Here is a 23,405-nt window from a genome sequence, read left to right as displayed (position 1 = left end):
CCGTCAAGCTTTCCTTCGCGCATGCAGATGCGCGACAAGCCCTTGTGTGGAAGCGTCGCGACCGTCGCTGCTCTCCTCACCCGAAACCACCGGCAGAAGTTCGGTGGCAAGTTCCTTGCCAAGCTCCACGCCCCATTGATCGAAAGCATTGATGCCGAAAATCTGTGCTTCGACGAACACGCGGTGTTCATACAGCGCTACCAGACGTCCGAGAGCAAACGGATCAAGCTTGTCATGAACCAGCGTCAACGAAGGGCGATTGCCTGAGAAAACGCGATGCGGAGCAATGCGTTCAACTTCGCTCTCTGGCAGGTTCTTCGCCTTCAACTGCGCTCGCGCTTCATCAAGGGTACGCCCCTTCATCAAGGCCTCGGACTGTGCAAGGCAATTCGCCAGCAACATTTCATGTTGATGGTCGAGGTGCTTTTCATGGCCCTTTGCTGCAACGATGAACTCGAGCGGAATGGTGTCGGTGCCCTGATGCAGAAGCTGGAAGAAAGCGTGCTGGCCGTTCGTGCCAGGTTCACCCCAAACAACCGGGCCTGTCGGACCGGAAACCGGCTTGCCATCGACCGTGACGCTCTTGCCATTCGACTCCATGTCCAGCTGCTGCAGATAGGCTGGAAGACGGGCGAGACGCTGGTCGTATGGAATGATCGCACGGCTGCCATAACCACAGATCGCACGATGCCAGTAACCGATGAGACCCAGCCAGACGGCTAAGTTCTTTTCCAGCGGCGCATCTCGGAAATGCACATCCATTGAATGCGCACCTGCCAGAAACTTGCGGAAATCCTCCGGTCCAATCGCAATCATCACAGGCAGGCCGATGGCCGACCATACGGAATAACGTCCACCGACCCAGTCCCAGAAACCAAAGACCCGGTCTTCAGCAATGCCGAAGGCGGCAACCTTGTCCAATGCGGTTGAGACAGCAGCGAAATGGGCGCCCACAGCCGCTTCTCCAAGTGCATCTGCTACCCATTTACGCGCGGTCTGCGCGTTGGTCATTGTTTCGATGGTCGTGAACGTCTTGGAAGCGATGATGACAAGCGTCGTCGCAGGATCGAGAATGCCAAGCGTATCCGCAATATGAGCGCCGTCGATATTGGAGACGAAATGCGCACGCGGGCCATCATGATATGGGGAAAGAGCCAGAGTTGCCATGACCGGTCCGAGGTCGGACCCGCCAATGCCAATATTGACGATATCGGTGATCTTCTTTCCGGTCGCTCCCTTGATCGCGCCCGACCGAATGCCATCCGCAAATGCCGCCATACGGTCGAGCACTTCCTTTACATCCGGCAGCACATTGTGTCCGTCAACAAGCACTTCCTTCGAGGACGTGTCGCGCAGCGCGACATGGAGAACGGCACGGTCCTCCGTGTTGTTGATGTGCTCACCCGCAAACATCGCCGCACGACGACCTTCGACATCGGCAGCAATAGCGAGTTCCTTGAGGAGCCCGATCGTCTCGTCATTGACCCGGCATTTTGACCAGTCGAACAGAAGGTCATCCAGGGATAGCGAATACCGCTCGAACCGGCCCGGGTCTGATTTGAACGCCGCGCGCATATCGTGCGGGGCCGAATCTGCCCAGTGCTTTTTAAGCTTTGCGACCGTTGCTTCAAGCTTCGTCGCGTCTCTTGCCATGATGCTACTCCCGAATCAAATCGATTTAATTGCGGACATTAAGCGTTTTAGAGAGGATTTGCGGCAAATAAATTACCGAACTTCCAATTTGGACAGAGTGTCATATACACCATATTGATCAATTTAGGGTGATCCACCTCGGAGTGAAGCATGGACCTGACCGGAGAAGAGCGGATTGCGGCACCACGCCAAGCAGTCTGGGATGCGTTGAACGACATTGAAACGCTGAAATCCTGCATTCCCGGTTGCGAAGATATCGAGCGCATTTCGGAAACAGAGATACGTGCCGCCCTCAAAGTGAGTTTCGGAATCCTGAAAGTCCGCTTTCACGGCATTCTGGAATTGTCGAATATGAAACCGCCTGTCTCCTATACGATTTCCGGCCACGGGGAAGGCTCCATAGCAGGGTTTGCTCACGGTGCGACCGATGTGCGTCTGGACGAAGACGGTACCGACACGATTTTATCCTACGCCATACGTGGCGATGCCGGTGGCAAGGTGGCACAGATCGGCACGAAATTGCTCGGCTCAGTCGCACGAAAAATCGCAGACCGCTTCTTTGCCAATATCGCAGAAGCGGCGTCGAACGCCGCCGCAAAAACGACCTGATCCAGCTTCACTCTTATAAAGCTGCAACGGTGTTCCTTAACAATCCGGTATTCGATAATTCGCAATACTTCTTGAAAGCCCGCTGGCATGAAACCCAGAGACGTCGCGACCTATATTTTCCTTGCCGTAGCATGGGGACTTTCGTTCCTTGTGGTGCTGCGCGTGGTCGAAGCCTTTGGCTGGGCCGGTGCGGTTGCCTTCCGCTCTTTCATTGCCGCCGGAACACTTTTTGCAATCGCGAAACTCTCCGGACGCAATCTTGATTTTCAGGCGGGCTGGAAACCCTTCGCCGTGGTTGGTGCAACCACCGTTGCGGGCCAGCTTATTGGCCTTTCCTACGGAACGCCGCTGATTGGCACCGCTATGGCCGCGATCTGCGTCGCATCCATTCCGCTTTTCTCGATGGTTATCAGCCAGCTCTGGGGTCTCGAACGCATCACGGCGCGCGGCCTCATCGGCCTGCTCCTCGGCGTAACCGGCATTGTGCTTCTGGTCGGCTTCCCGGCTGTTGCGGTTACGCCTGAATTTATCATGGGCTGTATTGCTGTGCTTTTCTCCTGCTTCTCGGCAGCATTCGGCAGCAACTATGCAAGCCGTCGTCTTTCTACCACCGGCTCATGGGAAACCACCATCGGCGCATTCGTGTTTGGCGGCATATTAAGTTTGCCACTGATCTTGGCCGTTCCTGTGCCAGCCATGCCGGGGATGATTGATTTTGTATATCTGCTGATCTCGGCATGTGTGATGAGTGCGCTTACCTATGTGCTTTACTTCAAACTGGTTGGAAATGTCGGCCCGACCAAAGCCATCAGCGTTGAATTCGTCGTGACTGTCATCGCGGTTCTCGTCGGTGCGGTGTTCCTCAAAGAACAGCTTTCCTTGATCCAGTTTGTCGGCGCTGCTGTCATCATCAGTGGCTGTGCTCTGGTGCTAAGCTCGCGCCCGGCACTACCCAAAGAATCCCAAACTTTCCCTGCCTCGGAAGCGACACCGGACGGCCTCAAGTCCGATCCGCTTTGATTTCACACTCTGATCAACTGTCAAAGGCCCGCGCTTCCAAAGCCGGGCCTTTCTCTATTTCTAGTGCCTAACTCTCATAAATTGACCAGATGATAAAAAATTTGACCTTCCGTAAAAATCTGTCATCCTGTCATTAACGGGCATCACGCGACGGCAAAGATCGCAGCCCGGAACAACGTTTAAGGTGCGCAAAGGGAACCCGCGCCTGAACAAGCAAAAATGGGAGATGCGATCGATGAGATCAGCAGACAATTCGCCTATTGATGCAGTCGATAATCCGGGACATACGAACGGGCCTGATATTCACGGCTCGCGGCTTGAGAAGGCCGACTATGCGCATGTTTTTGATGATCTGCATCCGCCGCTGAACAAGCATGAAGCCCTCGTTGAATCCGACCGCTGCTATTATTGCTATGACGCACCTTGCATGAATGCATGTCCTACCAGCATCGATATTCCGCGTTTCATTCGCCAGATTAACACCGGCAATGCCATCGGTGCAGCCAAGACCATTCTCTCAGAAAATATTCTGGGCGGCATGTGCGCCCGCGTTTGCCCGACAGAAACGCTCTGCGAAGAAGTGTGTGTTCGCGAAACCTCCGAAGGCAAACCGGTCAAGATCGGTGAATTGCAGCGCTATGCCACAGATGTTCTGATGGAAACCGGCAATCATCCATTCAAGCGCGCACCCGATACTGGCAAGCACATCGCAATCGTTGGCGCGGGCCCGGCAGGTATCTCCGCAGCACATCGCCTTGCGATGTATGGGCATCAGGTGACGATTTTTGAAGCGCGACCCAAGGGCGGCGGTCTTAATGAATATGGTATTGCCGCCTATAAGACGGTCAATAATTTCGCCCAGCGCGAACTGGAATTCGTGCTGAAAATCGGCGCGATCAATATCGAATATAACCAGACGCTCGGTCAGGACATCACCATTGAAACGCTGAAGGCTGGCTATGATGCAGTTTTCCTCGGCATGGGCATGCCAGGCGTCAACGATCTGGCGCTTGTCGGCGAAGATGCGCCCAACGTGATCGATGCGGTGGATTACATCGCCAATCTGCGTCAGGCAAAAGACCTCTCATCCCTCCCCGTTGGCCGCAATGTGGTAGTGATCGGCGGCGGCATGACGGCGGTAGACGTTGCGATCCAGACCAAGAAGCTTGGCGCTGAAAACGTGACAATCGTTTATCGTCGCGGTCAGGAAAGCATGAATGCCAGCGCCTATGAGCAGGAACTGGCACAGATTCATGGCGTGGTGATCCGTCACTGGTTGCAACCGCATGCCCTTGAGCGGAACGAAGACGGCACGGTCAATGCCGTGGTCTTTGAATATACCAATGCCGATAGCGGCAAACTTTCCGGCACCGGCGAATATCTCATTCTTGAAGCCGATCAGGTGTTCAAGGCTATCGGCCAGAAGTTTGAACCAGAGCCAATTGCCGGGTCTGGCATCGGACTTTCCAAAGGGCGCATCAGCGTCGATGAAGATCGTCGCACATCCGTTGAGGGCATATGGGCAGGAGGCGACTGCGTTGCAGGTGGTCAGGATCTGACCGTTGCATCGGTGGAAGACGGCAAGGTTGCAGCAGAATCCATCCATGCGACGCTGACAAAACGTCCCGAAGCGATTGAAGGTTTTGCCGATGCGGTGTTGTCGGGCGGCGCACTTCATGCGCCCTCCCCGTCTGCTTCGCGTGACCGCAGTGTGCCATTGGGCCAGGAACAGGGCTGAGGAGAGTAAAAATGGCTGATCTTTCAACGAACTTCCTCGGCATCAAGTCTCCAAACCCGTTCTGGCTGGCTTCGGCCCCACCGACGGACAAAGCTTACAATGTCGAACGGGCTTTCAAGGCTGGCTGGGGTGGCGTGGTCTGGAAAACGCTGGGGGCTGAAGGCCCGCCGGTCGTAAACGTCAATGGTCCGCGCTATGGCGCTATCCATGGTGCTGACCGGCGCCTGCTGGGTCTCAACAATATCGAGCTGATCACCGACCGGCCACTGGAAGTGAACCTGCGCGAAATGAAAGAAGTGAAAATGCGCTGGCCCGACCGCGCATTGATCGCTTCGATCATGGTGCCATGCGAAGAAGAAGCGTGGAAAGCAATCCTGCCCCTGGTGGAAGAAACCGGTGCCGACGGCATCGAGCTGAACTTTGGCTGTCCGCACGGCATGAGCGAACGCGGCATGGGTGCGGCTGTCGGTCAGGTGCCGGAATATGTCGGGATGGTCGTGAAATGGTGCAAGCAATATAGCCGTATGCCGGTGATCACCAAGCTGACGCCGAACATCACCGATATTCGCAAGCCAGCGCGTGGCGCGAAAGAAAACGGCACCGATGCGGTATCGCTGATCAACACGATCAATTCGATTGTTTCGGTTGATTTGGACAGCATGTCGCCGGTGCCATCCATTGACGGTCGCGGCAGCCATGGCGGCTATTGCGGACCAGCGGTCAAGCCGATTGCGCTCAACATGGTGGCGGAAATTGCGCGCGATCCTGAAACCTATGGCCTGCCGATTTCAGGCATTGGCGGGATTACCACATGGCGCGATGCTGCGGAATTTATCGCGCTCGGCTGCGGCACGGTTCAGGTCTGTACCGCTGCTATGACCTATGGCTTCAAGGTCGTTGAAGAAATGATCGACGGTCTTTCCGACTGGATGGATAGTAAAGGCTATCAGACGCTGGACGATTTCCGCGGCATGGCTGTGGGGCATGTCAGCGACTGGCAGTATCTCAACCTCAATTATGTCACCAAGGCACGGATCGATCAGGATTCCTGCATCAAGTGCGGCCGTTGCCATATTGCCTGCGAAGATACCTCGCATCAGGCAATCACCAGTCTGGTGAATGGTGCGCGCCACTTTGAGGTGATCGATGAGGAATGCGTTGGCTGCAATCTCTGCGTCAATGTCTGCCCGGTCGAGGATTGCATCACCATGGAGCAGATCGGCGATTTCGATCCGCGCACCAAGGCACCGATCCCGGCACAATATGCCAATTGGACCACGCATCCAAACAATCCGATGGCCGTGAAAGAGGCCGCGGAATAAAACAAAGACGCCGGGCAAAAGCTCGGCGTTTTGATGTTAGCGGCTGACGCGTTTGCCTTTTTTCGGCTCGAACACATGGCTTGTTGCCGGATCAATCGCAATGGTCAGCACATCGCCCGGACGCACGGTCAGGCGCTCGCGGAACAGGCAGGTAATCGGCTGATCACCGAGCTTGCCCATGACCATGATTTCCGAGCCGGTGGGTTCAACGATTTCGACCGTGACTGGAACGCCCTGCTCTGCGATCTTCATATGCTCAGGGCGCACACCATAAACAGCCTTGCCCGAAAGACTTGCATAATCGCCTTCCGGAAGCGGCATACGGAAGCCGCCGTCGGCCACAAACGAACCTTCTTCGATCTTGCCATTGACGAAGTTCATCGATGGTGAACCGATGAAGCCAGCCACAAACATGTTGGCCGGACGGTCATAAAGATCGAGCGGCGCGCCGATCTGTTCCACGAGGCCATCGCGCATGACGACGATCTTATCAGCCATGGTCATGGCTTCGATCTGATCGTGGGTCACGTAAATCGTGGTGGTCTTTAGGCGCTGATGCAGTCCCTTGATCTCACCGCGCATCTGCACGCGCAATTTAGCGTCGAGATTGGAGAGCGGTTCGTCAAACAGAAACACCTGCGGATCGCGAACAATCGCACGGCCCATGGCCACACGCTGGCGCTGACCGCCGGAAAGCTGGCGTGGAAAGCGGTCGAGCAGCTTGTTGAGGCCGAGGATTTCTGCTGCACGATTAACGCGGCTGTCGCGTTCTTCCTTCGGTGCATTTTTCAGCATGAGCGCGAAGCCCATATTGTCGGCCACCGTCATATGCGGATAGAGCGCATAATTCTGGAACACCATGGCAATATCGCGCTCTTTAGCGCGTAGGTCATTGACCACACGCGGACCAATGGCGATTTCGCCGTCACTGATTTCCTCAAGCCCTGCGATCATGCGCAGAAGCGTGGATTTTCCGCAGCCCGACGGGCCGACCAACACGACAAATTCGCCGTCCTGAATATCCACGGACACGCCGTGCAACACGCCGACATTGCCATATTTCTTGATTGCATTTCGGATGGATACAGATGCCATCTTGAACCTCAACTCTTATTTGACGGCGCCTGCTGTCAGACCTGCAACGATCTGGCGCTGTGCGAAAACGGTTAGCAACAGGACCGGCAATGTGACCACAAGGGCTGCGGCGGCAAGCGGACCCCAGCTGACCTGTTCAAAGGACAGCATGTTGTAAACTGCGACCGGCAGGGTGCGTGTCTCGCGGCTTGCAAGCACGATGCCGAAAACGAAATTGTTCCACGAGAAGATCACCGCAAGGATGAGCGACACCACAACGCCCGGCTTGGCGATTGGAAGTGCCACCTTCATGAACACCTGCCACGAGGATGCGCCATCGATAATGGCGGCTTCTTCAAGCTCCAACGGCGTTGTCTCGAAGTAGCCGATCATGATCCAGATCACGATTGGAACAGTCACAACCAGATGGATGATGATCTGCGGCCAGAGGGTGCCGAGCAGTCCGAGCGTCTGAAACAGCAGAAACAGCGGGATCAGGTAGGACAGACCCGGCGTCATACGCGCAATCATGATGACGATTGCCGACTTGTTGGCGCGCAGTCGTGCAATGCCGTAGCCTGCCGGAACCCCGACCAGCAATGCCAGCAAAGTCGCTGTTCCGGTCACGAGAATACTGTTCCAGAAATAGAGCAGAAAATCGTTGGTCTCGAAAATTCCGCTATAGTTCGACCACGCGATGCGGTCGGGGATCAGGATCGGTGGATAGGCGCCGTTGTCGATTTCATATTTCAAGGAAAGCGACAGCATCCAGACGAAGAAGAAGATTGCAGGCGACACGATGATGAAAACCATGAGTGCCGTGCCAAGCTTTGAAAGAATTGACTTGCGTGCCATGGTTGGTCCTCACGAGTTCCATTTGGTTCGCTGGCGCAGGGCCAGAAGGATCATCGACATGGCGATAATGACAATGAAGAACACCACGGCAATCGCCGATCCATAGCCAATGTCATAATAGGAAAACGCCACGTTATAGAGATAGATATTGATGGTTTCCGATGCCGTTCCGGGACCGCCCTGCGTCATCGCATAGATAATGTCGAAGCTTTTCAGCGCATCGATCGAGCGGATGATGACGGCCACCATGATAAAGGGCAGGATCATCGGAAGCGTGATATAGCGGAACTTCTGCCAGCCATTGGCACCATCGATTTCCGCACTTTCAAACGGATCGCGCGGCATGGAGGCCAAGCCGCCGAGCACAATCAGCATGACCAGCGGCGTCCACTGCCAGGTTTCAACCAGCACCAGCGACGGGATAACCGTGCTCTGATTAAATATCCACTCCTGCGGCGCAATGCCGATCAGCGAGAGAAGATAGTTCAGCACACCGAGCTGCGGGTGATACATCATCGTCCAGACAAGGGCGACGGCAACCGGCGTCGCCATCATCGGCATCACGAAAATACCGCGCAACAGCCCGCGCATTGGCAGCTTGCTGTCAAAGACCAGCGCTGCAATCGTGCCCAGAATCATCGGCGCCACGACCGAGAGAACTGTATAGACAAGCGTATGCCACATGGATTCCCAGAAGCGCATATCGGCTGCAAGACGCAGATAATTGTCGAAGCCGACAAAGCTCTGCTCCCCGCCGAGCTGCCACTGGTTTGCACTCATCCAAAGCGTAAACACCCATGGGAAGACAATCACCGCCCCGACGGTGATCAAGGCTGGAAGAACAAATGGCCAGTAACTTGGCCGCAAGCGGCTCTTGCCAGTCTTGGTGGAGGAAGCTGCATTGGCAGCAGCTTCCGTTTTTGCACCTATCGGGGCGGCAGATGTCATTTTCCTTCGCTCCGTGCGAGGACCGGACGGAATTCTTCCGTCGCGCGTTTCATTTCAGTTTCTGCATCCGCACCATTCAACAGATTGGTGAGGCCGACACCGATAATGTCGCGGAATTCGGTGACAGGTACGATGACCGGCAGGCAGAGCTGGCTGATTGGTGCGGATTTTGACAGAGCTTCCACCCAGCCCGCTGGCATGGTAACGCCCTTGCGCACGGCTTCATCATCGATGACCGACTTGCGGAACGGAACACCCGATCCCGACTGCAACAGGCGAGCGCCCATTTCCTTGGAAATGGCCCACTGGCAATACAGATATGCAGCTTCCTTGTTCTTGGAAGCTTCGGTCACGCCGATACCATCGCCGGTGGTTGGTGCTGCCTGCGCATTCGGGCCTGCTGGCATGACGCCATAGCCAACCTTGCCGACAACACGCGACTTGTTCGGATCTTCGAGCGGCGGCGCAAAGCCGATACCGTCGAGCCACATGCCGACACGGCCCTGCAGGAAGTTCGACTGGCATTCAGCCCAGTTAAAGCCTGCAACACCGGGAGGTGCCGATTTGGTCATCAGGCGCTGATAGAGCTTGGCGGCTTCAATCCCTTCAGCCGAATCCGTCTGCAGATTACCGTCTGCGTCAACCGACTGCTTGCCATAGCCGAGCAGGAGGCTGGTATAGACCGGCGCATTGGCATTCTTCATGCCGCGAGCGACAAAACCATAGGTTCTGGTTGATGGATCGGTGAGCGCTTCTGCAGCGGCAACCAATTCTTCAAAAGTCTTCGGGAATTCGATGCCCTTGGCGGCAAAGAGTTCCTTGTTCCAGTAGATGATCCAGTAATCGACCGAGAAAGGCAGCGCGCCGAAGCGGCCATTGGCATCCTTGGCGAAGGTCAGACCGGCGCTTGCAAAATCATCTTCTGTGAGTGATGCATCGGTCAGCGTCGGGTCTTTCAGAAACGGGTTGAGGTCGGCAAGCCAGCCACCCTTTTCAAATTGACGCTTCTGAACGTGATAGCTGATGTGAATAACGTCGAAGCTTGGACGACCGGACGTCAGCTCGATCACCGCTTTCTGGCGCTGCTGCTGTTCCGGCATCTGCTCGGAATTGACCTTGATGCCGGTGAGCTCTTCGAATTCCTTCTGATATTTCTGAAGGATTTCGCCGCGCGGGCTCTTGATAAGATTTACTTCAAGCGTGGTGCCAGCATATTTCTTCCAGTCAACGGTCGACTGCGCGAAAGATGGGCTGATGCCCGTGACACCCGAGGCGGCGATGGCCGCTGTTCCCGCCAGAAACTGACGACGTGTTGGACGTAATAGATTCATTACATGCTCCTCCCCTATGGCTTCTTGGCCCTATCATTCTTCCGGCCCGGCAACTCCTCTTGCGCGGCCCTGGTTGTTAAATCTGCAAAGCCAGCTTCCGTGCATTGTTGATGTGAACGGCGATGGCATCCATGGCTGTCTGCGGATCGCGTGTTTCGATTGCAGCAAGCACAGCGAGATGCTCCTGCATGACCGGGATAACACGCCCGGTGATACGGAAGCGCTCCTGATTGATCAGGCGCATCTTGATCGTATTGGTCTGGTAAGCACGCCAGATGATCTCATTATCGAGCGAGCCGACAATTGTGTCGTGCAGGCTCCAGTCGATATTCTGCGCCCGCTCTTCGAGCTCTGGTGTTTCGCCCTCATTCATTGCGCGATTGAGCGTCTCTTCATGCTCGGCACGCAGCGAACGCAACAGCTCGTCGGAAGCCGACTGACAGAAAATCGCAATCGACTCCTTTTCGATGAAAAGGCGAAACTGAAACGCTTCACGGATCAGATTAAGATCGATATGGGCGATCTGGAGCCCGCGCTGCGGCACTGTCTTGATAAGACCTTCCGCCTCAAGGCGCGGGATCAGTTCGCGGATCGCACCCAGTGGCAAGCCCGTCATGGTGACGAGCTGGCGCTGCGAAACGAACTGGCCCGGATGAAAATCACGCGCCAGCAAATGCTGGGTGAAGCTCTGATAAGCCTTATCCCGCAATTTTACTGGTTCGTTGTGATCGTCTGCCAAAGCCTGCCCCCTCTTGGTCCCGTTTGCTTATGCCGCCCTTAAGCTGCTTTTGCCATATGCAAACGGTCGAATACACTGCCGATTGCATCGAAATCCGCATCATTCAGTGAAATCAGCGGTGCACGTACGCGACGCCATTCCTTGTCACCCGTATGACGCGCCACCATGGCCTTGACCGCAGGCGTTACCGGATAGTTCAGCAATTGCTGTACTGCGCCGACCAGTTCGGCATCGTCCTGACCGTCGTTGATCATGCCCAGCAGGCGATCCGGGAACAGATTGGCCATGCCGGAAATCGCACCCTGCCCGCCGAGACGTACGCCGGCAGCAAGGTCACGTTCATCGCCGATCAGGATCGCAATGTCTTTATGCGCAGCAAGCAACTTTTCCGTATAGGCCCAGTTACCGGACGAATCCTTCACGCCGATGATGATGTCACCGAAAGTTGCGCGCAGGCGACCGATGAGATCGACCGACAGTTCAACTGCAGTCACCGACGGAATATTGTAGAGAATGATGCTGCGGGCATTACTGCCCAGACCTTTGAACACCGCTGAAAACCAGTTGAACAGACCTTCGTCGGAGAGATTCTTGAAATAGGAAGGCGGCGCCAGAAGAATAGCCTTGCAGCCGCGACGCAGCGCATCGGCCGACTGCAGGACCGCATCGGCAATCGAATTTTCCATGACGCCGACAACGATGTTCGCAGCCGGGAAGCCCTGCGCGATGAAGGCATCGAGAAGTGCTACGCGCTCAGCATCGGCAATTGATGACCCTTCGCCAGTGGTGCCAAATAAGGTTACGCTTGAGCAGCCGCTGTCGAGGCGTGCGCGTGCGTGCTTCAGCGCACGGCTGACATCGATTTTGCCATCTACATCGAATGGCGTCGTAAGCGCTGCAGAGAGTCCAAAGCGCTCCTGACCAGAATTATTGTGTGCCAAAACTGGCTCCTCCCAAATTTGAACCTTAAGCTTGCACATACTAACATGTTAGTAAAGAGTCAATTCGAGTTCAGTGCGCAATCGCATGATTTTGGGAGAACGTGGGAGAAAGCAGAATTCGAGCGCTGACCTCTCCTTCCCTCATCCTGAGGAGCTGTTGAAAACAGCGTCTCGAAGGACGAGGGATGGGACGACAGGAGACGTTCAATTTATCGGACTGGAACAACGCCGGTTTCGATGAAGGAAAGAACTTCTGTTTTGCTTGGCGAACCGGCACGTCCGCCGAAGCGTGCGCATTTGATAGCTGCAGCGGCATTGGCAAAGCGGATGATGTCGGTCATCGGCTTCCCTTCCACCAGACCATGCGCGAAAGCGCCATGGAAGACGTCGCCCGCAGCCAGCGTATCCACAGCATCGACGGTGAAACCAGCGACATGGGAAACAGGCTGATTAGCGCCTTCCGTCCAATAGCAGCCATCTGCGCCAGCCGTGACAGATGTGAAAACATCATAACGGTTGCTAAGAATACGGACGCATTCGTGCAGATCCGCCGTGCCCGTGACGCTGATTGCAGCAGGTTCTGATGCAACGATATGGGTTGCAAGCGGTAGCAGCGTTTCCAGCAATTCGACAGGCGCGGTATCGGCATCAAGTATCGCCGGAATGCCTGCATCGCGTGCCGCACGCAGCGCCGTCTCCGCAGCCCATGGCCAGCGCACATCGGTCATAACAGCCGCATAGGCTCCCGCCACAATCGGCGGCACCAGACCAGACGGGCTTGCAAGCTTGCGATCATAAAAGGGCACAATGATGCGTTCGCCATTTGCATCGACAAGGATTGAAGAGAAGGCCGTGCGTGCGCCTTCCAGCCGTCGGATATAGGAACAATCAATGCCTTCGGCTTCCAGTTCTGCGACGGCGCGGTCGCCCACCGGATCAACCCCGGCGGAAGCCCAGAGCGCCACATCACCACCAAGTCGGGCAATCGCGGCAGCGGCGCTTGAGGCCATGCCAGCAGCAATCTCGACCGCTTCGCGCGGCAGATATTTGCCTGCCTGTTCGGGAAGCGTGTCGAGGCGGAAAATAGTGTCCATTGTGAGGGCACCGACGCAGAGAATCTTGGACGTCATGATTACGAAATAAGACCGTCAGAGTGCAAGGTCTGCCAGAATTCATCCGGGATAGACTGCTCGAACCAGACCACATTTTGCCTGATCTGTTCCGGCGAACGGACACCGATCAGAATGGAGCTAACGGCCTCATGCCTTAACGGAAACTGCATGGCAGCAGCGGCAAGCGGCACATGATACTCATCGCAAATATCATGCAGGCGATTGGTGCGTACAATGATTTCAGCAGGTGCATCGGCATAGTCGAACTTCTGTTCGCCGCCGCGCGGTGCCGCCAGAATGCCTGAATTGAATACACCAGCAATCACCAGCGCCATGCCACGCTTTTGCGCCAGCGGCAGGAACTCTTTTTCAGAAACCTGATCGAGCAGTGAATAACGGCCAGCGAGAAGCGAGCAATCAAGATCAGCTTCTTCCAGCGCATCGCGAATGATCTGCCATTCGTTCACACCAAGACCAAAGCCCTTGATATTACCTGCCGCGCGCAACTCGGTCAGCGCACGGAAACCACCGCCCCTGGTCAGCGCGTTCCAGTGAAACTCGTGCCTGTCGGCATGGGTCACACGGCCAATATCGTGGACATACAGAAGATCGATTTCAGGAAAGCCGAGGCGCTGTTGGCTGTCATCGAAGCTGCGCATGACGCCATCATAGCTGTAATCGAAAACCTCACGGAAATTGAGGCCATTATGCCAGCCCGAATCGAGCGGATTCTTTGACGGCGATGGTGGCAGCGTGCGACCAGCACGCTCATTGGTCATCAGACGCCCGACTTTGGTGGAAATGACGGCGCGCTCGGGTTTTTCACGCAGCATATCGCCAAGAAGGTGCTCGCATCGGCCATAGCCATACATCGGCGCACTGTCGAAATAACGGATACCGCTGCCCCAACCAGCTTCCAGCAAAGCGTCCGCATCAGCACGCGAAACCGGCGCATACAGTCCGCCCAAAGGCGCGGTTCCCAGACCAAGCGCGGTTACAGTCAAACCAGTTCGGCCAAGCGTCCGCTTTTCGGATGCCTTCAATTGCATGGGTATCTCCTCGATCGCGGCATGCAGCATGCCGCACTCCTTTTTCAGCGCGTCTTATCCAAAAACCGCTTCACACTTTTTGGGACGCGCCGCCTCTTCCAGCGATTGATAGGAGCAAGCTTGCCGAAGCGCAATCGGAAAAGCATGCGCATGCAAACAGTCTATTCACTCGCAAATAAACCGCGCTTGACAGTCTCGAATTCCTGTCGATATTACTATGATGTCAGACCAATTTAAGAACCAATAAGGGAACCGGCTCTGACCTGATTGCGCGTTGAGACTCTGGGCTGATCTCTGGGCCAATCTGTGAAATGGAGGCAGAATGAAAGATCGCAGGCTGCTGCAGATTGCACCACTACCGCCGATGGATCGCGCCCGGCAGGTAACAGACGCGCTCGCCAACTACATCGCGACAGCGCATCTTCAGGCCGGTGATCGCCTCCCGGCTGAACGTGAATTGATGGCTGCACTGGCCGTGGGGCGCTCCACCATTCGCGAAGCAATCCGTCATTTTCAGGCATTGGGTGTGATCGAAGCTCGCAAAGGCAGCGGCACCTATCTGCTCAAGCCAATTTCGGCAGCAACCATTCATATGCCGCTTTCATTCGACCCCGCGCAATTGCGCGATGCATTGCTGCAATCGCTTGAAGTGCGCCGTGGCATCGAAGCCGAGGCCAGCATGGTCGCCGCCCGCAAACGCACGGCGGAAGACCTCGTCATCATCGAACGCAATCTCAATGAGATGGAGCGCGTTCATATCGCGGAAGGCACGTCAGGCCCGGAAGATCTGGCGTTTCATCTCGCCATTTACGACGCGACCCATAATCCGCTTTTCAGACAATTGCTCGAACAGATGCGCGAAGCCTTCTTGCACTTCTGGGATCATCCGTTTGAGCGGATCGACTTCGCGCGGCGGACCTTTCCGTTCCACCGCACGCTCTTTAACGCCATCGTGGCTCAGGACCCTGAAGCCGCACGGCAGGAAACACTCAAGATCCTCGACATTGTCGAGGAAGACATCAAGGAAATGTCCAAATGACCGACGGGATGGATCCGCTGGATTTCGCAGCGCTTACGGTTGCTCATGATGAAAGCAATGCCTACGACGCCGTGGTTCCACCCATCGTGCAGACCTCGCTTTTCACCTTCCCAAGCTATGACGACATGGTCGCCTCTTATCGCGGCGAAAAGGTTCGCCCGATCTACACACGCGGCCTCAACCCGACCGTGCGGGCATTTGAAGAAATGCTGGCAAAACTTGAAGGCGGCGAAGACGCGCTGGGCTTTGCCAGCGGCATGGCTGCCATCTCTTCAAGTGTGCTGGCCTTCGTCAATCCCGGTGATCGCATCGTTGCGGTACGTCATGTCTACCCGGATGCATTCCGCCTGTTTGGCACCATTATGAAGCGTATGCAGGTGCAGGTAGACTACGTCGATGGCCGCGACGAGGAAGCGGTTGCAAAAGCCCTGCCCGGTGCAAAGCTCTTCTACATGGAAAGCCCGACGAGCTGGGTCATGGAAGCCCATGATGTCGGTGCCCTGGCAGCGATTGCCAGGCAGCATGGCGTGCTGAGCATCATCGACAACAGCTGGGCCAGCCCGATCTTCCAGCGCCCACTGTCGCTTGGCGTTGATCTCGTCGTGCATTCGGCATCGAAATATCTCGGTGGCCATAGCGATGTCGTGGCCGGTGTCGTGACCGGATCGAAAGCCCTGATCAATACAATCCGCGCAGAAACCTATCCATATCTCGGCGGCAAGCTTTCACCGTTTGATGCGTGGCTTCTGGTGCGTGGCATGCGCACTTTGCCGACGCGCATGAAGGCGCACGAGGCTTCGGCACTGGAAATTGCAAAGCGTCTTCAGGCACTGGATGTGGTTGAAACCGTCTGCCACCCGGCACTTGCCAATCGTCTGCCTGCGGGTCTCAAGGGTACGTCCGGTCTGTTCTCGGTCATCTTCCGGGAAGGCGTGAACATTCGCGAATTCTGCAATCATCTCGATCTGTTCAAGCTCGGCGTGAGCTGGGGCGGTCATGAAAGCCTGATCGTGCCGGGCGAAGTCGTGCTGCAGCAGAAAGCACAGCCAAATTCGGCACATACGTTCGGCATCGACCCGCGCTCCGTGCGCCTGCATGTCGGACTGGAAGGAACGGAAGCGCTGTGGCGGGATATTGAAGGAGCGCTCGCAGCATCGACCGAATAACGAAAATCCAGTGAGGAGCAATAAGGGGAACTGCAATGAAAAAACTAATAGCAGCCGCATTCGCAACCATGCTTTTGAGCGGTACGGCGCTTGCCGATACCACTCTGAAGCTTGTTGAAGTCATCACCAGCCCGGAACGCACCAAGACGCTTGAATCCATCGTTGCCAAGTTTGAGGCAGCCAATCCGGGTACCAAGGTCGAAATCATCTCGCTGCCATGGGGCGAATCCTTCCAGAAATTCGCAACCATGGTTTCGGCTGGTGAAATTCCCGATGTCATGGAAATGCCGGACACCTGGGTTTCGCTCTATGCCAACAATGGCATGCTGGAAAACCTCGAGCCATATCTCGAAAAGTGGGAAACCACGCCAGACCTGACCGAGCGCGCACTTGAGCTTGGCCGCAGTGTCAACAACACAGCCTATACGCTGCCTTACGGCTTCTATCTGAACGCCATGTTCTACAACAAGAAGCTGCTGTCTGAGGCTGGTGTGTCCGAGCCGCCAAAGACGATGGACGAATTTGTCGAAGCCTCCAAAAAGATCGCAGCCCTTCCCGGCAAGTCCGGCTTCTGTATGCGTGGTGGCCCCGGTGGTCTCAATGGCTGGGTGATTTTTGCCGCATCCATGGCCGGTGACAATAAGTTCTTCAACGAAGACGGCACCTCGACCATGAACAGCGAAGGCTGGAAAAAGGGCATCACCTGGATGGTCGATCTCTACAAGAACGGCCTTGCACCGAAGGACAGCGTCAACTGGGGCTTCAACGAAACCGTCGCCGGTTTCTATAGCGGCACCTGCGCCTTCCTCAACCAAGATCCAGATGCGCTGATCGCCATTGCCGAACGCATGAAGCCGGAAGATTTCGGCGTCACCATCATGCCAAAGGGCCCGGATGGCAAAACCTTCCCGACCATCGGTTTTGCCGGCTGGTCGATGATGAGCGGTAGCCAGAACAAGGACCTCTCCTGGAAGCTGATCTCGATGCTTGAAGGCCCGGAAGGCAACATCGAATGGAACAAGCGCACCGGTGCCTTGCCGGTTCTCAAATCCGCTCAGAACGATCCGTTCTATAGCGGCGAGCAGTTCAAGGGCTGGTTCGATGAACTGGCTGACAAGAATGTCGTTCCAACCGTGATGCCGACCTATCTGGAAGAGTTTGCCTTCTTCAAGGATTCGCTCGTCATCAAGACCTCGCAGGAAGCGCTTCTCGGCGACATCACGCCGGATCAGCTGGCCGACCAGTGGGCAGAATATCTGACCAAGGCACAGCAGAAGCACCTTTCAAAGCAATAGCACCATGAACAGCTTGCAGGCGTGGAAGACCGCGCCTGCAAAGCGAATGATGCAGCCCCGCGAAGGGAAAAATGATGAACGACACCGCTTCCATAAAGGCCCCGGTGCACAACGACGTGCCAAGACAGGATCGCCGCAGTTTTCTGCAGCGACTTGCGCACGCCTCCGAACCTTATCTCTACAGCGCCCCCGCACTGATCCTCATCGGCGCTATCATGCTGGTTCCGCTGGTCCTCGGCGTCTCCTATGCCTTTCGCGACATTCAGTTGCTTAACCCGTTTTCGGGTGGCTATGTGGGGCTTGATCATTTCCGCGAACTTGCGACCGATCAGGCTTTCTATCGTTCCTTGAAAAACACACTCTGGTGGACCGGTTGTTCGGTGCTGCTGCAATTCGTGTTCGGGCTTATTCTTGCCCTGCTGCTCGACAAACCATTTGCCGGACGTGGGCTGGCACAGGCGCTGATCTTCCTGCCATGGGCTGTGCCGACTTTCCTCACAGGTCTTAACTTTGCGTGGCTTTTTAATCCGGTGATCGGCCCACTACCGCACTGGCTGCATGCAATCGGCCTTCTAAGCGCGCCAGACAATATCCTTTCCGACCCCAATCTTGCGATGTGGGGCATCATTACCGCGGGTGTGTGGTGGGGTATTCCGTTCTTTGCCATCACCATGCTGGCCGCTTTGCAGGCTATCCCGCGCGACCTTTATGAAGCAGCAGCCATCGATGGCGCCGGCCCAGTCCAGCGTTTTCTCTCGATCACACTTCCCTATCTTGCGCCAACCATGGCCATCACCATTTTGCTGCGCACCGTCTGGATTGCCAACAGTGCCGATCTGATTGTCGTGATGACCGGTGGCGGCCCTGCCGACCGGACACAGATCGTCGCCAGCTACATCTTCACGCAGGCCTTCAAACGGCTCGATTTCGGCTATGCCTCGGCAATTGCGATGGTCCTGCTTGTCCTGCTGATGGTCTATTCAATGCTCATCGTGCTGTTGCGCCAGACGCTGCTGAACAAGGATTGAGGCCATGACAAACCGTAAACTCCTCCTTGTCGGCGCGCATCGCATTGCCATTCTGCTGTTCGTCCTGTTCGCGCTGTTTCCGATCTTCTGGCTGGTGAAGGTTTCCGTCACGCCCAATGATCTGCTTTACAGCGAAGGCGTACGGCTCTGGCCATCGCGCATGACGTTCGATCACTTCAGCCATGTTTTGAATAACAGCTCATTTCCGCTGTTCTTCCGCAACAGCCTGATCGTATCCGGCTCAACCGCCATCATCGTTACGCTACTGGCATCGCTCTCCGGCTATGCGCTGTCACGTTTCAATTTCCGTGCAAAATACTGGATTGTGGCGCTGATGCTGCTGACGCAGATGTTCCCGCTCGTGATGCTGATCGCGCCGATCTACAAGATCATGGCACCGCTCGGTCTCACCAACAGCCTGATCGGCCTCATCATCGTCTATTCGGCATTCAATGTGCCTTTTGCAACCTTCCTGATGCAATCGTTCTTCGACGGCATTCCGAAGGATCTCGAAGAAGCCGCCAAGATCGACGGCGCAACGCAGTTCATGGCTTTCCGCCAGATCATTCTGCCGCTGACCCTGCCCGGTATTGCTGCAACGCTCGGCTTTGTTTTCACCGCAGCGTGGAGCGAGCTTCTGTTCGCGCTGATGCTGATTTCCGGCAATGATTCAGCCACGTTCCCGGTCGGGCTTTTGAGCTTCGTCTCAAAGTTCTCGGTCGATTTCGGACAGATGATGGCAGCGGGCGTGCTCGCGCTGATCCCGGCCTGTCTCTTCTTCTTCCTCATTCAACGATATCTCGTGCAGGGCCTCACGGCTGGCGCGGTCAAAGGCTGAAAGGATTTTTCCCTATGGCTTCCATCGATATTCAGTCAGTCCGCAAAAGCTATGGCGAACATGCTGTTCTGCACGGCGTTGACCTTGAGATCAAAGATGGCGAATTCATCGTGCTGGTCGGCCCGTCAGGCTGTGGCAAATCCACATTGCTGCGCATGATTGCAGGCCTTGAAGACATCACTGCCGGTCAGGTGCAGATCAGTGGCAAGCGCGTCAATGAGCTGGCACCCAAAGATCGCGATATTGCGATGGTGTTTCAGTCCTATGCGCTCTATCCGCATATGAGTGTCGCCGACAATATGAGCTACAGCATGCGACTGCGCAAAACGCCGAAAGAAAAGATCGCAAGCGCCATCAAATCGACCGCCGCCAAGCTCGGCCTTGATCCTTTGCTGGAGCGTCGTCCGAAAGCACTTTCCGGCGGCCAACGTCAGCGTGTTGCCATGGGCCGCGCCATTGTGCGTCAGCCCAAGGCCTTCCTCTTTGACGAGCCGCTTTCCAACCTCGACGCACGGCTGCGCGAGCAGATGCGTGCTGAAATCAAGAAGCTGCATGGCGAGCTGAAAGCCACGTCGATCTATGTAACGCATGACCAGATCGAAGCCATGACTCTGGCTGACCGTATTGTCGCCATGCATGGTGGCGTGGTGCAACAGGTCGGCTCTCCACTGGAGCTTTATGACCACCCGGCCAATCTCTTCGTGGCAGGTTTCATCGGCTCACCCGCCATGAACTTCCTCGATGTGACCTATCTTGAACAGGATGGTGGTCCGCGTCTGAAACTCAAGGACGGCACGCTCATCGCATTGCCGCAGCCCGTAAAACTCAAGGATGGCGCGAACGCCACGCTTGGCATTCGTCCAGAGCATGTGCATATCGAGAATTCAGCAGGCCTGACGACTGATGTCGATCTGGTCGAGCCAACCGGCTTCGGCATTATCCTGCATCTCAGCCTGCATGGATTGCCGTTCAAGATTTTCACGCTGGATCGCGATGCGCTTCATGCGCAGGGTTCCATTCAGGTGAGCTTCCCAGCACAGCACCTGCATCTTTTCGATGGCGAAGGAAATCGCGTCGAGAGCGCTTAAACTGCATCCAAAAACCGCGCCTGAATGCTCTGTGAAAGCAGGGCAACAGGGCGGCTTTGATCGCCAGCTTTGAGCCAGATCAGCTCTTCAATCTCGCTGGAAGCGGCAGGCACCTGCCCTTCCTTCAGCGTGAGGTGAAACAGCTCTGCTTCAACCGTTGCATCAAGCTCGTTAGCTGCAGGCGCTGACATTTTCGCAGCATAGCTTAACTGGTCCTCGTCAATGCGAATGCCAAGCTCTTCCTCGATTTCGCGGATAAGGGCTGTTTCAGGCTGCTCGCCTGCATCGATCTTGCCGCCTGGCTGGAAAAAAATCTCGCTGCCCCGCTTGCGCGCGAGGAGGAAACGGCCCGCTTCATCACGGACAATGGCTGCTGCAATAAGAATCGTTTTCATGATGACGAATTTTCGTTTCGTGGGCGGATGCCGTCAAGAATAATGGCACTCACAGCTTTGGCCGTCTCATCATAAAAACCGGCCTCCTCCGACCGCCTGCCGAGAACGGCCCCGACCTGCACGGAAAAATCCGAATAGTGCTGCGTTACCGCCCATATGGTGAAAATCAGATGATAAGGATCGACCGGAGCCAAGCGTTTTTCAGCAATCCATCGATGAATGACTGCCGCTTTTTCATCGACCAACTGCTTCAGGTGCCCTTTGAGAAAGTCAGAAATCGCCGGAGCGCCATGCAGTATCTCATTGGCGAAAAGGCGCGAAGCCTCCGGTTTCTTCGCCGACATTTCAAGCTTCACAGCAATGTAGCGCCGCAATTCTTCCAGCGGATCACCGTCCGGATTAATGTGTTCGAAAGGCTCCAGCCAGGTGGCAAGCGTATCTTCCAGCACGGTCACATAAATATTCTGCTTGCGCGGGAAATAATAAAGCAGGTTTGGCTTCGACATGCCTGCCTTCTCGGCGATCTGGTCGACCGTCGAACCTCGAAAGCCATAAGCGGAAAAAACCTCCAGCGCTGCATCGAGGATAAGCCTGCGATTTATACCCTGAATGCGCGTCGCGCCTTCCGACTTGTCGTTCGACATCTTCTCGTTTTCAACCGTGTCGGTCCGTGAGTCTGAAGGAGCTGTGGCCATTTGACACCTTTCAGCAGTGTAGAATTTTTCAAAAGCGCTTGACCATATTCAAACGCTCTTCTAGCCTGCAATTTGACCAACTAGTCAAGTTTTTGCCCGCAAGGCAAGAATATTGTGGCCAAAGAGCCGGGTCGTGGGAACATATATTGGCGGGTGGATACGGGCTAGAAGTATAATGGCCCGAATTTAAACGCACATACATAATGCGGAGGCAGAGCGCATGGTGCTCACCAGCAATCTTAGAGTCAATGGCGATCGTCTTTGGGACAGTCTGATGGACATGGCCCAGATCGGCCCCGGTGTGCGCGGTGGCAATAACCGCCAGACCTTGACCGATGAGGACGGCGAAGGCCGCAAACTGTTTCAGAGCTGGTGCGAAAAATCCGGACTTTCCATGGGCGTGGACACGATGGGGAACATGTTCTTCCTCCGCCCCGGCGAAGATGCCGACGCCGATCCGGTCTATATGGGCAGCCATCTCGACACGCAGCCGACGGGTGGTAAATTCGATGGCGTGCTGGGCGTGCTCGGCGGCCTCGAAGTCATGCGCACGCTCAACGATATGAATATCAAGACAAAGCGGCCAATCGTCGTCGTCAACTGGACGAATGAGGAAGGCACGCGATTTGCCCCAGCGATGCTCTCATCCGGTGTTTTTGCCGGTGTCCACGAGCAGGACTGGGCCTATCAGCGCACCGACGCCAAAGGCAAGAAATTCGGAGACGAACTGGAGCGCATCGGCTGGAAAGGCGATGAACCGGTCGGGCAGCGCAAAATCCATGCGATGTTCGAGCTTCATATCGAACAGGGACCAATCCTTGAAGTTGAGCACAAGGATATCGGTGTTGTCACGCACGGTCAGGGGCTGTGGTGGCTGCAGGTGACCTTGACCGGCAAGGAGGCGCATACCGGCTCTACGCCTATGAAGATGCGCAAGAATGCGAGCCTTGGCCTCGGCAAGATGCTGCAACTCGTCAACGAAATCGCCATGTCCCACCAGCCGGATGCGGTTGGCGGTGTCGGCCATATCGACGTTTCACCCAATTCACGCAATGTGCTTCCGGGCCAGATCGTTTTCACTGTGGATTTCCGTTCGCCCAACCAGGATGTGCTGGATGACATGAAAACGCGGTTTGAAAAGGAAGCGCCGAAGATTGCCGCAGAACTGGACATCGGCATCGAGATTGAGGTGGCCGGACATTTCGACCCGGTGACCTTTGATGATGGTTGTGTGGTGGCGATCCGCAATGCGGCAGAGCGACTTGGCTACAGCCATCGCAACATCGTTTCCGGCGCAGGCCACGATGCCTGCTGGGTCAATCGCGTCGCACCAACGGCCATGGTCATGTGCCCATGCGTGGACGGGCTCAGCCACAATGAAGACGAGGATATTTCGAAGGAATGGGCGTCGGCGGGAACCGACGTGCTTCTGCATGCGGTATTGGAGACTGCTGAAATTGTAAGCTGATT

At 55.7% G+C, this 23,405-nt stretch carries 22 protein-coding genes; 11 read left to right on the top strand and 11 right to left on the bottom strand.

Features of this window, described 5'->3' with window-relative positions; genetic code table 11:
• Positions 1-3 precede the first annotated feature (3 nt).
• Positions 4-1,653, bottom strand: a complete 1,650-nt coding sequence (pgi, locus tag CES86_RS14690) for a glucose-6-phosphate isomerase (RefSeq protein ID WP_029925762.1) — start codon at positions 1,651-1,653, stop codon at positions 4-6.
• A 150-nt stretch (positions 1,654-1,803) separates the two neighbouring features.
• Here pgi and CES86_RS14685 point away from each other — a divergent pair, with 150 nt between their 5' ends.
• From CES86_RS14685 to preA, 4 genes are all read left to right on the top strand, one after another.
• Positions 1,804-2,262: an SRPBCC family protein gene (locus CES86_RS14685; RefSeq protein ID WP_010658191.1), complete on the top strand. Its 459-nt coding sequence runs from the start codon at positions 1,804-1,806 to the stop codon at positions 2,260-2,262.
• Between the two features lie 87 nt (positions 2,263-2,349).
• Positions 2,350-3,282 (top strand): DMT family transporter, encoded by a 933-nt coding sequence (locus CES86_RS14680; protein ID WP_094514772.1) that lies wholly within the window; start codon positions 2,350-2,352, stop codon positions 3,280-3,282.
• Between the two features lie 226 nt (positions 3,283-3,508).
• The gene (locus CES86_RS14675) at positions 3,509-5,020 is read left to right on the top strand and encodes an NAD(P)-dependent oxidoreductase (protein ID WP_029375879.1); all 1,512 of its coding nucleotides are present in this window, start codon (positions 3,509-3,511) and stop codon (positions 5,018-5,020) included.
• A gap of 11 nt (positions 5,021-5,031) precedes the next feature.
• Positions 5,032-6,342: an NAD-dependent dihydropyrimidine dehydrogenase subunit PreA gene (preA, locus tag CES86_RS14670; RefSeq protein ID WP_010658188.1), complete on the top strand. Its 1,311-nt coding sequence runs from the start codon at positions 5,032-5,034 to the stop codon at positions 6,340-6,342.
• Positions 6,343-6,378: 36 nt separating this feature from the next.
• Here the strand turns inward: preA and CES86_RS14665 are convergent, their stop codons facing one another.
• The 8 genes from CES86_RS14665 to CES86_RS14630 all read right to left on the bottom strand — a co-directional run bounded on the left by CES86_RS14665 (position 6,379) and on the right by CES86_RS14630 (position 14,391).
• Positions 6,379-7,437 (bottom strand): ABC transporter ATP-binding protein, encoded by a 1,059-nt coding sequence (locus CES86_RS14665; RefSeq protein ID WP_010658187.1) that lies wholly within the window; start codon positions 7,435-7,437, stop codon positions 6,379-6,381.
• A 15-nt stretch (positions 7,438-7,452) separates the two neighbouring features.
• Entirely contained in the window at positions 7,453-8,271 is an 819-nt protein-coding gene (locus tag CES86_RS14660) for a carbohydrate ABC transporter permease (RefSeq protein ID WP_010658186.1), read from the bottom strand.
• A 9-nt stretch (positions 8,272-8,280) separates the two neighbouring features.
• Positions 8,281-9,219 (bottom strand): carbohydrate ABC transporter permease, encoded by a 939-nt coding sequence (locus CES86_RS14655; RefSeq protein WP_010658185.1) that lies wholly within the window; start codon positions 9,217-9,219, stop codon positions 8,281-8,283.
• Positions 9,216-10,550, bottom strand: a complete 1,335-nt coding sequence (locus CES86_RS14650; protein WP_012090687.1) for an ABC transporter substrate-binding protein — start codon at positions 10,548-10,550, stop codon at positions 9,216-9,218. Before CES86_RS14650 ends, CES86_RS14655 begins: the two co-directional genes overlap by 4 nt.
• Before the next feature lie 76 nt (positions 10,551-10,626).
• On the bottom strand, positions 10,627-11,289 hold the full coding sequence (locus tag CES86_RS14645) for a GntR family transcriptional regulator (protein WP_029925772.1): 663 nt from the start codon (positions 11,287-11,289) through the stop codon (positions 10,627-10,629).
• Between the two features lie 38 nt (positions 11,290-11,327).
• Positions 11,328-12,230 carry a dihydrodipicolinate synthase family protein gene (locus CES86_RS14640; protein ID WP_010658182.1) on the bottom strand — a complete coding sequence of 301 codons (903 nt, stop codon included), beginning with the start codon at positions 12,228-12,230 and terminating at the stop codon, positions 11,328-11,330.
• 209 nt (positions 12,231-12,439) lie between these two features.
• Positions 12,440-13,360, bottom strand: a complete 921-nt coding sequence (locus tag CES86_RS14635) for a PfkB family carbohydrate kinase (protein WP_094514771.1) — start codon at positions 13,358-13,360, stop codon at positions 12,440-12,442.
• A 2-nt stretch (positions 13,361-13,362) separates the two neighbouring features.
• The gene (locus tag CES86_RS14630; RefSeq protein WP_094514769.1) at positions 13,363-14,391 is read right to left on the bottom strand and encodes an aldo/keto reductase; all 1,029 of its coding nucleotides are present in this window, start codon (positions 14,389-14,391) and stop codon (positions 13,363-13,365) included.
• Positions 14,392-14,713: 322 nt separating this feature from the next.
• Between CES86_RS14630 and CES86_RS14620 the strand changes: the two genes are divergently transcribed.
• The 6 genes from CES86_RS14620 (at position 14,714) to CES86_RS14595 (ending at position 20,845) form a co-directional block, all read left to right on the top strand.
• Positions 14,714-15,430: a FadR/GntR family transcriptional regulator gene (locus CES86_RS14620; RefSeq protein WP_010658179.1), complete on the top strand. Its 717-nt coding sequence runs from the start codon at positions 14,714-14,716 to the stop codon at positions 15,428-15,430.
• A complete protein-coding gene (locus tag CES86_RS14615) occupies positions 15,427-16,596 on the top strand; it encodes a PLP-dependent transferase (protein ID WP_010658178.1) in 1,170 nt (389 codons plus the stop codon). Before CES86_RS14620 ends, CES86_RS14615 begins: the two co-directional genes overlap by 4 nt.
• Positions 16,597-16,631: 35 nt before the next feature.
• Positions 16,632-17,891: an ABC transporter substrate-binding protein gene (locus CES86_RS14610; protein WP_010658177.1), complete on the top strand. Its 1,260-nt coding sequence runs from the start codon at positions 16,632-16,634 to the stop codon at positions 17,889-17,891.
• 74 nt (positions 17,892-17,965) lie between these two features.
• A complete protein-coding gene (locus tag CES86_RS14605) occupies positions 17,966-18,919 on the top strand; it encodes a carbohydrate ABC transporter permease (RefSeq protein WP_094514768.1) in 954 nt (317 codons plus the stop codon).
• 4 nt (positions 18,920-18,923) lie between these two features.
• Positions 18,924-19,757 carry a carbohydrate ABC transporter permease gene (locus CES86_RS14600; RefSeq protein WP_010658175.1) on the top strand — a complete coding sequence of 278 codons (834 nt, stop codon included), beginning with the start codon at positions 18,924-18,926 and terminating at the stop codon, positions 19,755-19,757.
• Positions 19,758-19,771: 14 nt separating this feature from the next.
• On the top strand, positions 19,772-20,845 hold the full coding sequence (locus CES86_RS14595) for an ABC transporter ATP-binding protein (protein ID WP_094514766.1): 1,074 nt from the start codon (positions 19,772-19,774) through the stop codon (positions 20,843-20,845).
• On the opposite strand, the gene CES86_RS14590 is transcribed toward CES86_RS14595, so the two are convergent.
• Positions 20,842-21,240: an NUDIX hydrolase gene (locus tag CES86_RS14590; protein WP_094514765.1), complete on the bottom strand. Its 399-nt coding sequence runs from the start codon at positions 21,238-21,240 to the stop codon at positions 20,842-20,844. The two genes, CES86_RS14595 and CES86_RS14590, sit on opposite strands and share 4 nt — an antisense overlap.
• The gene (gene rutR, locus CES86_RS14585; RefSeq protein WP_012090679.1) at positions 21,237-21,935 is read right to left on the bottom strand and encodes an HTH-type transcriptional regulator RutR; all 699 of its coding nucleotides are present in this window, start codon (positions 21,933-21,935) and stop codon (positions 21,237-21,239) included. The genes CES86_RS14590 and rutR overlap by 4 nt, the downstream gene beginning before the upstream one ends.
• Before the next feature lie 220 nt (positions 21,936-22,155).
• On the opposite strand from rutR, the gene CES86_RS14580 reads away from it, so the two are divergent.
• On the top strand, positions 22,156-23,403 hold the full coding sequence (locus CES86_RS14580) for a Zn-dependent hydrolase (protein ID WP_010658171.1): 1,248 nt from the start codon (positions 22,156-22,158) through the stop codon (positions 23,401-23,403).
• Positions 23,404-23,405 lie beyond the last annotated feature (2 nt).

Origin of the sequence: Brucella lupini, from assembly GCF_002252535.1 — a bacterium.
GTDB classification, from domain to species: Bacteria; Pseudomonadota; Alphaproteobacteria; order Rhizobiales; family Rhizobiaceae; genus Brucella; species Brucella anthropi.
This window is presented reverse-complemented; position numbering and strand designations above follow the sequence as displayed.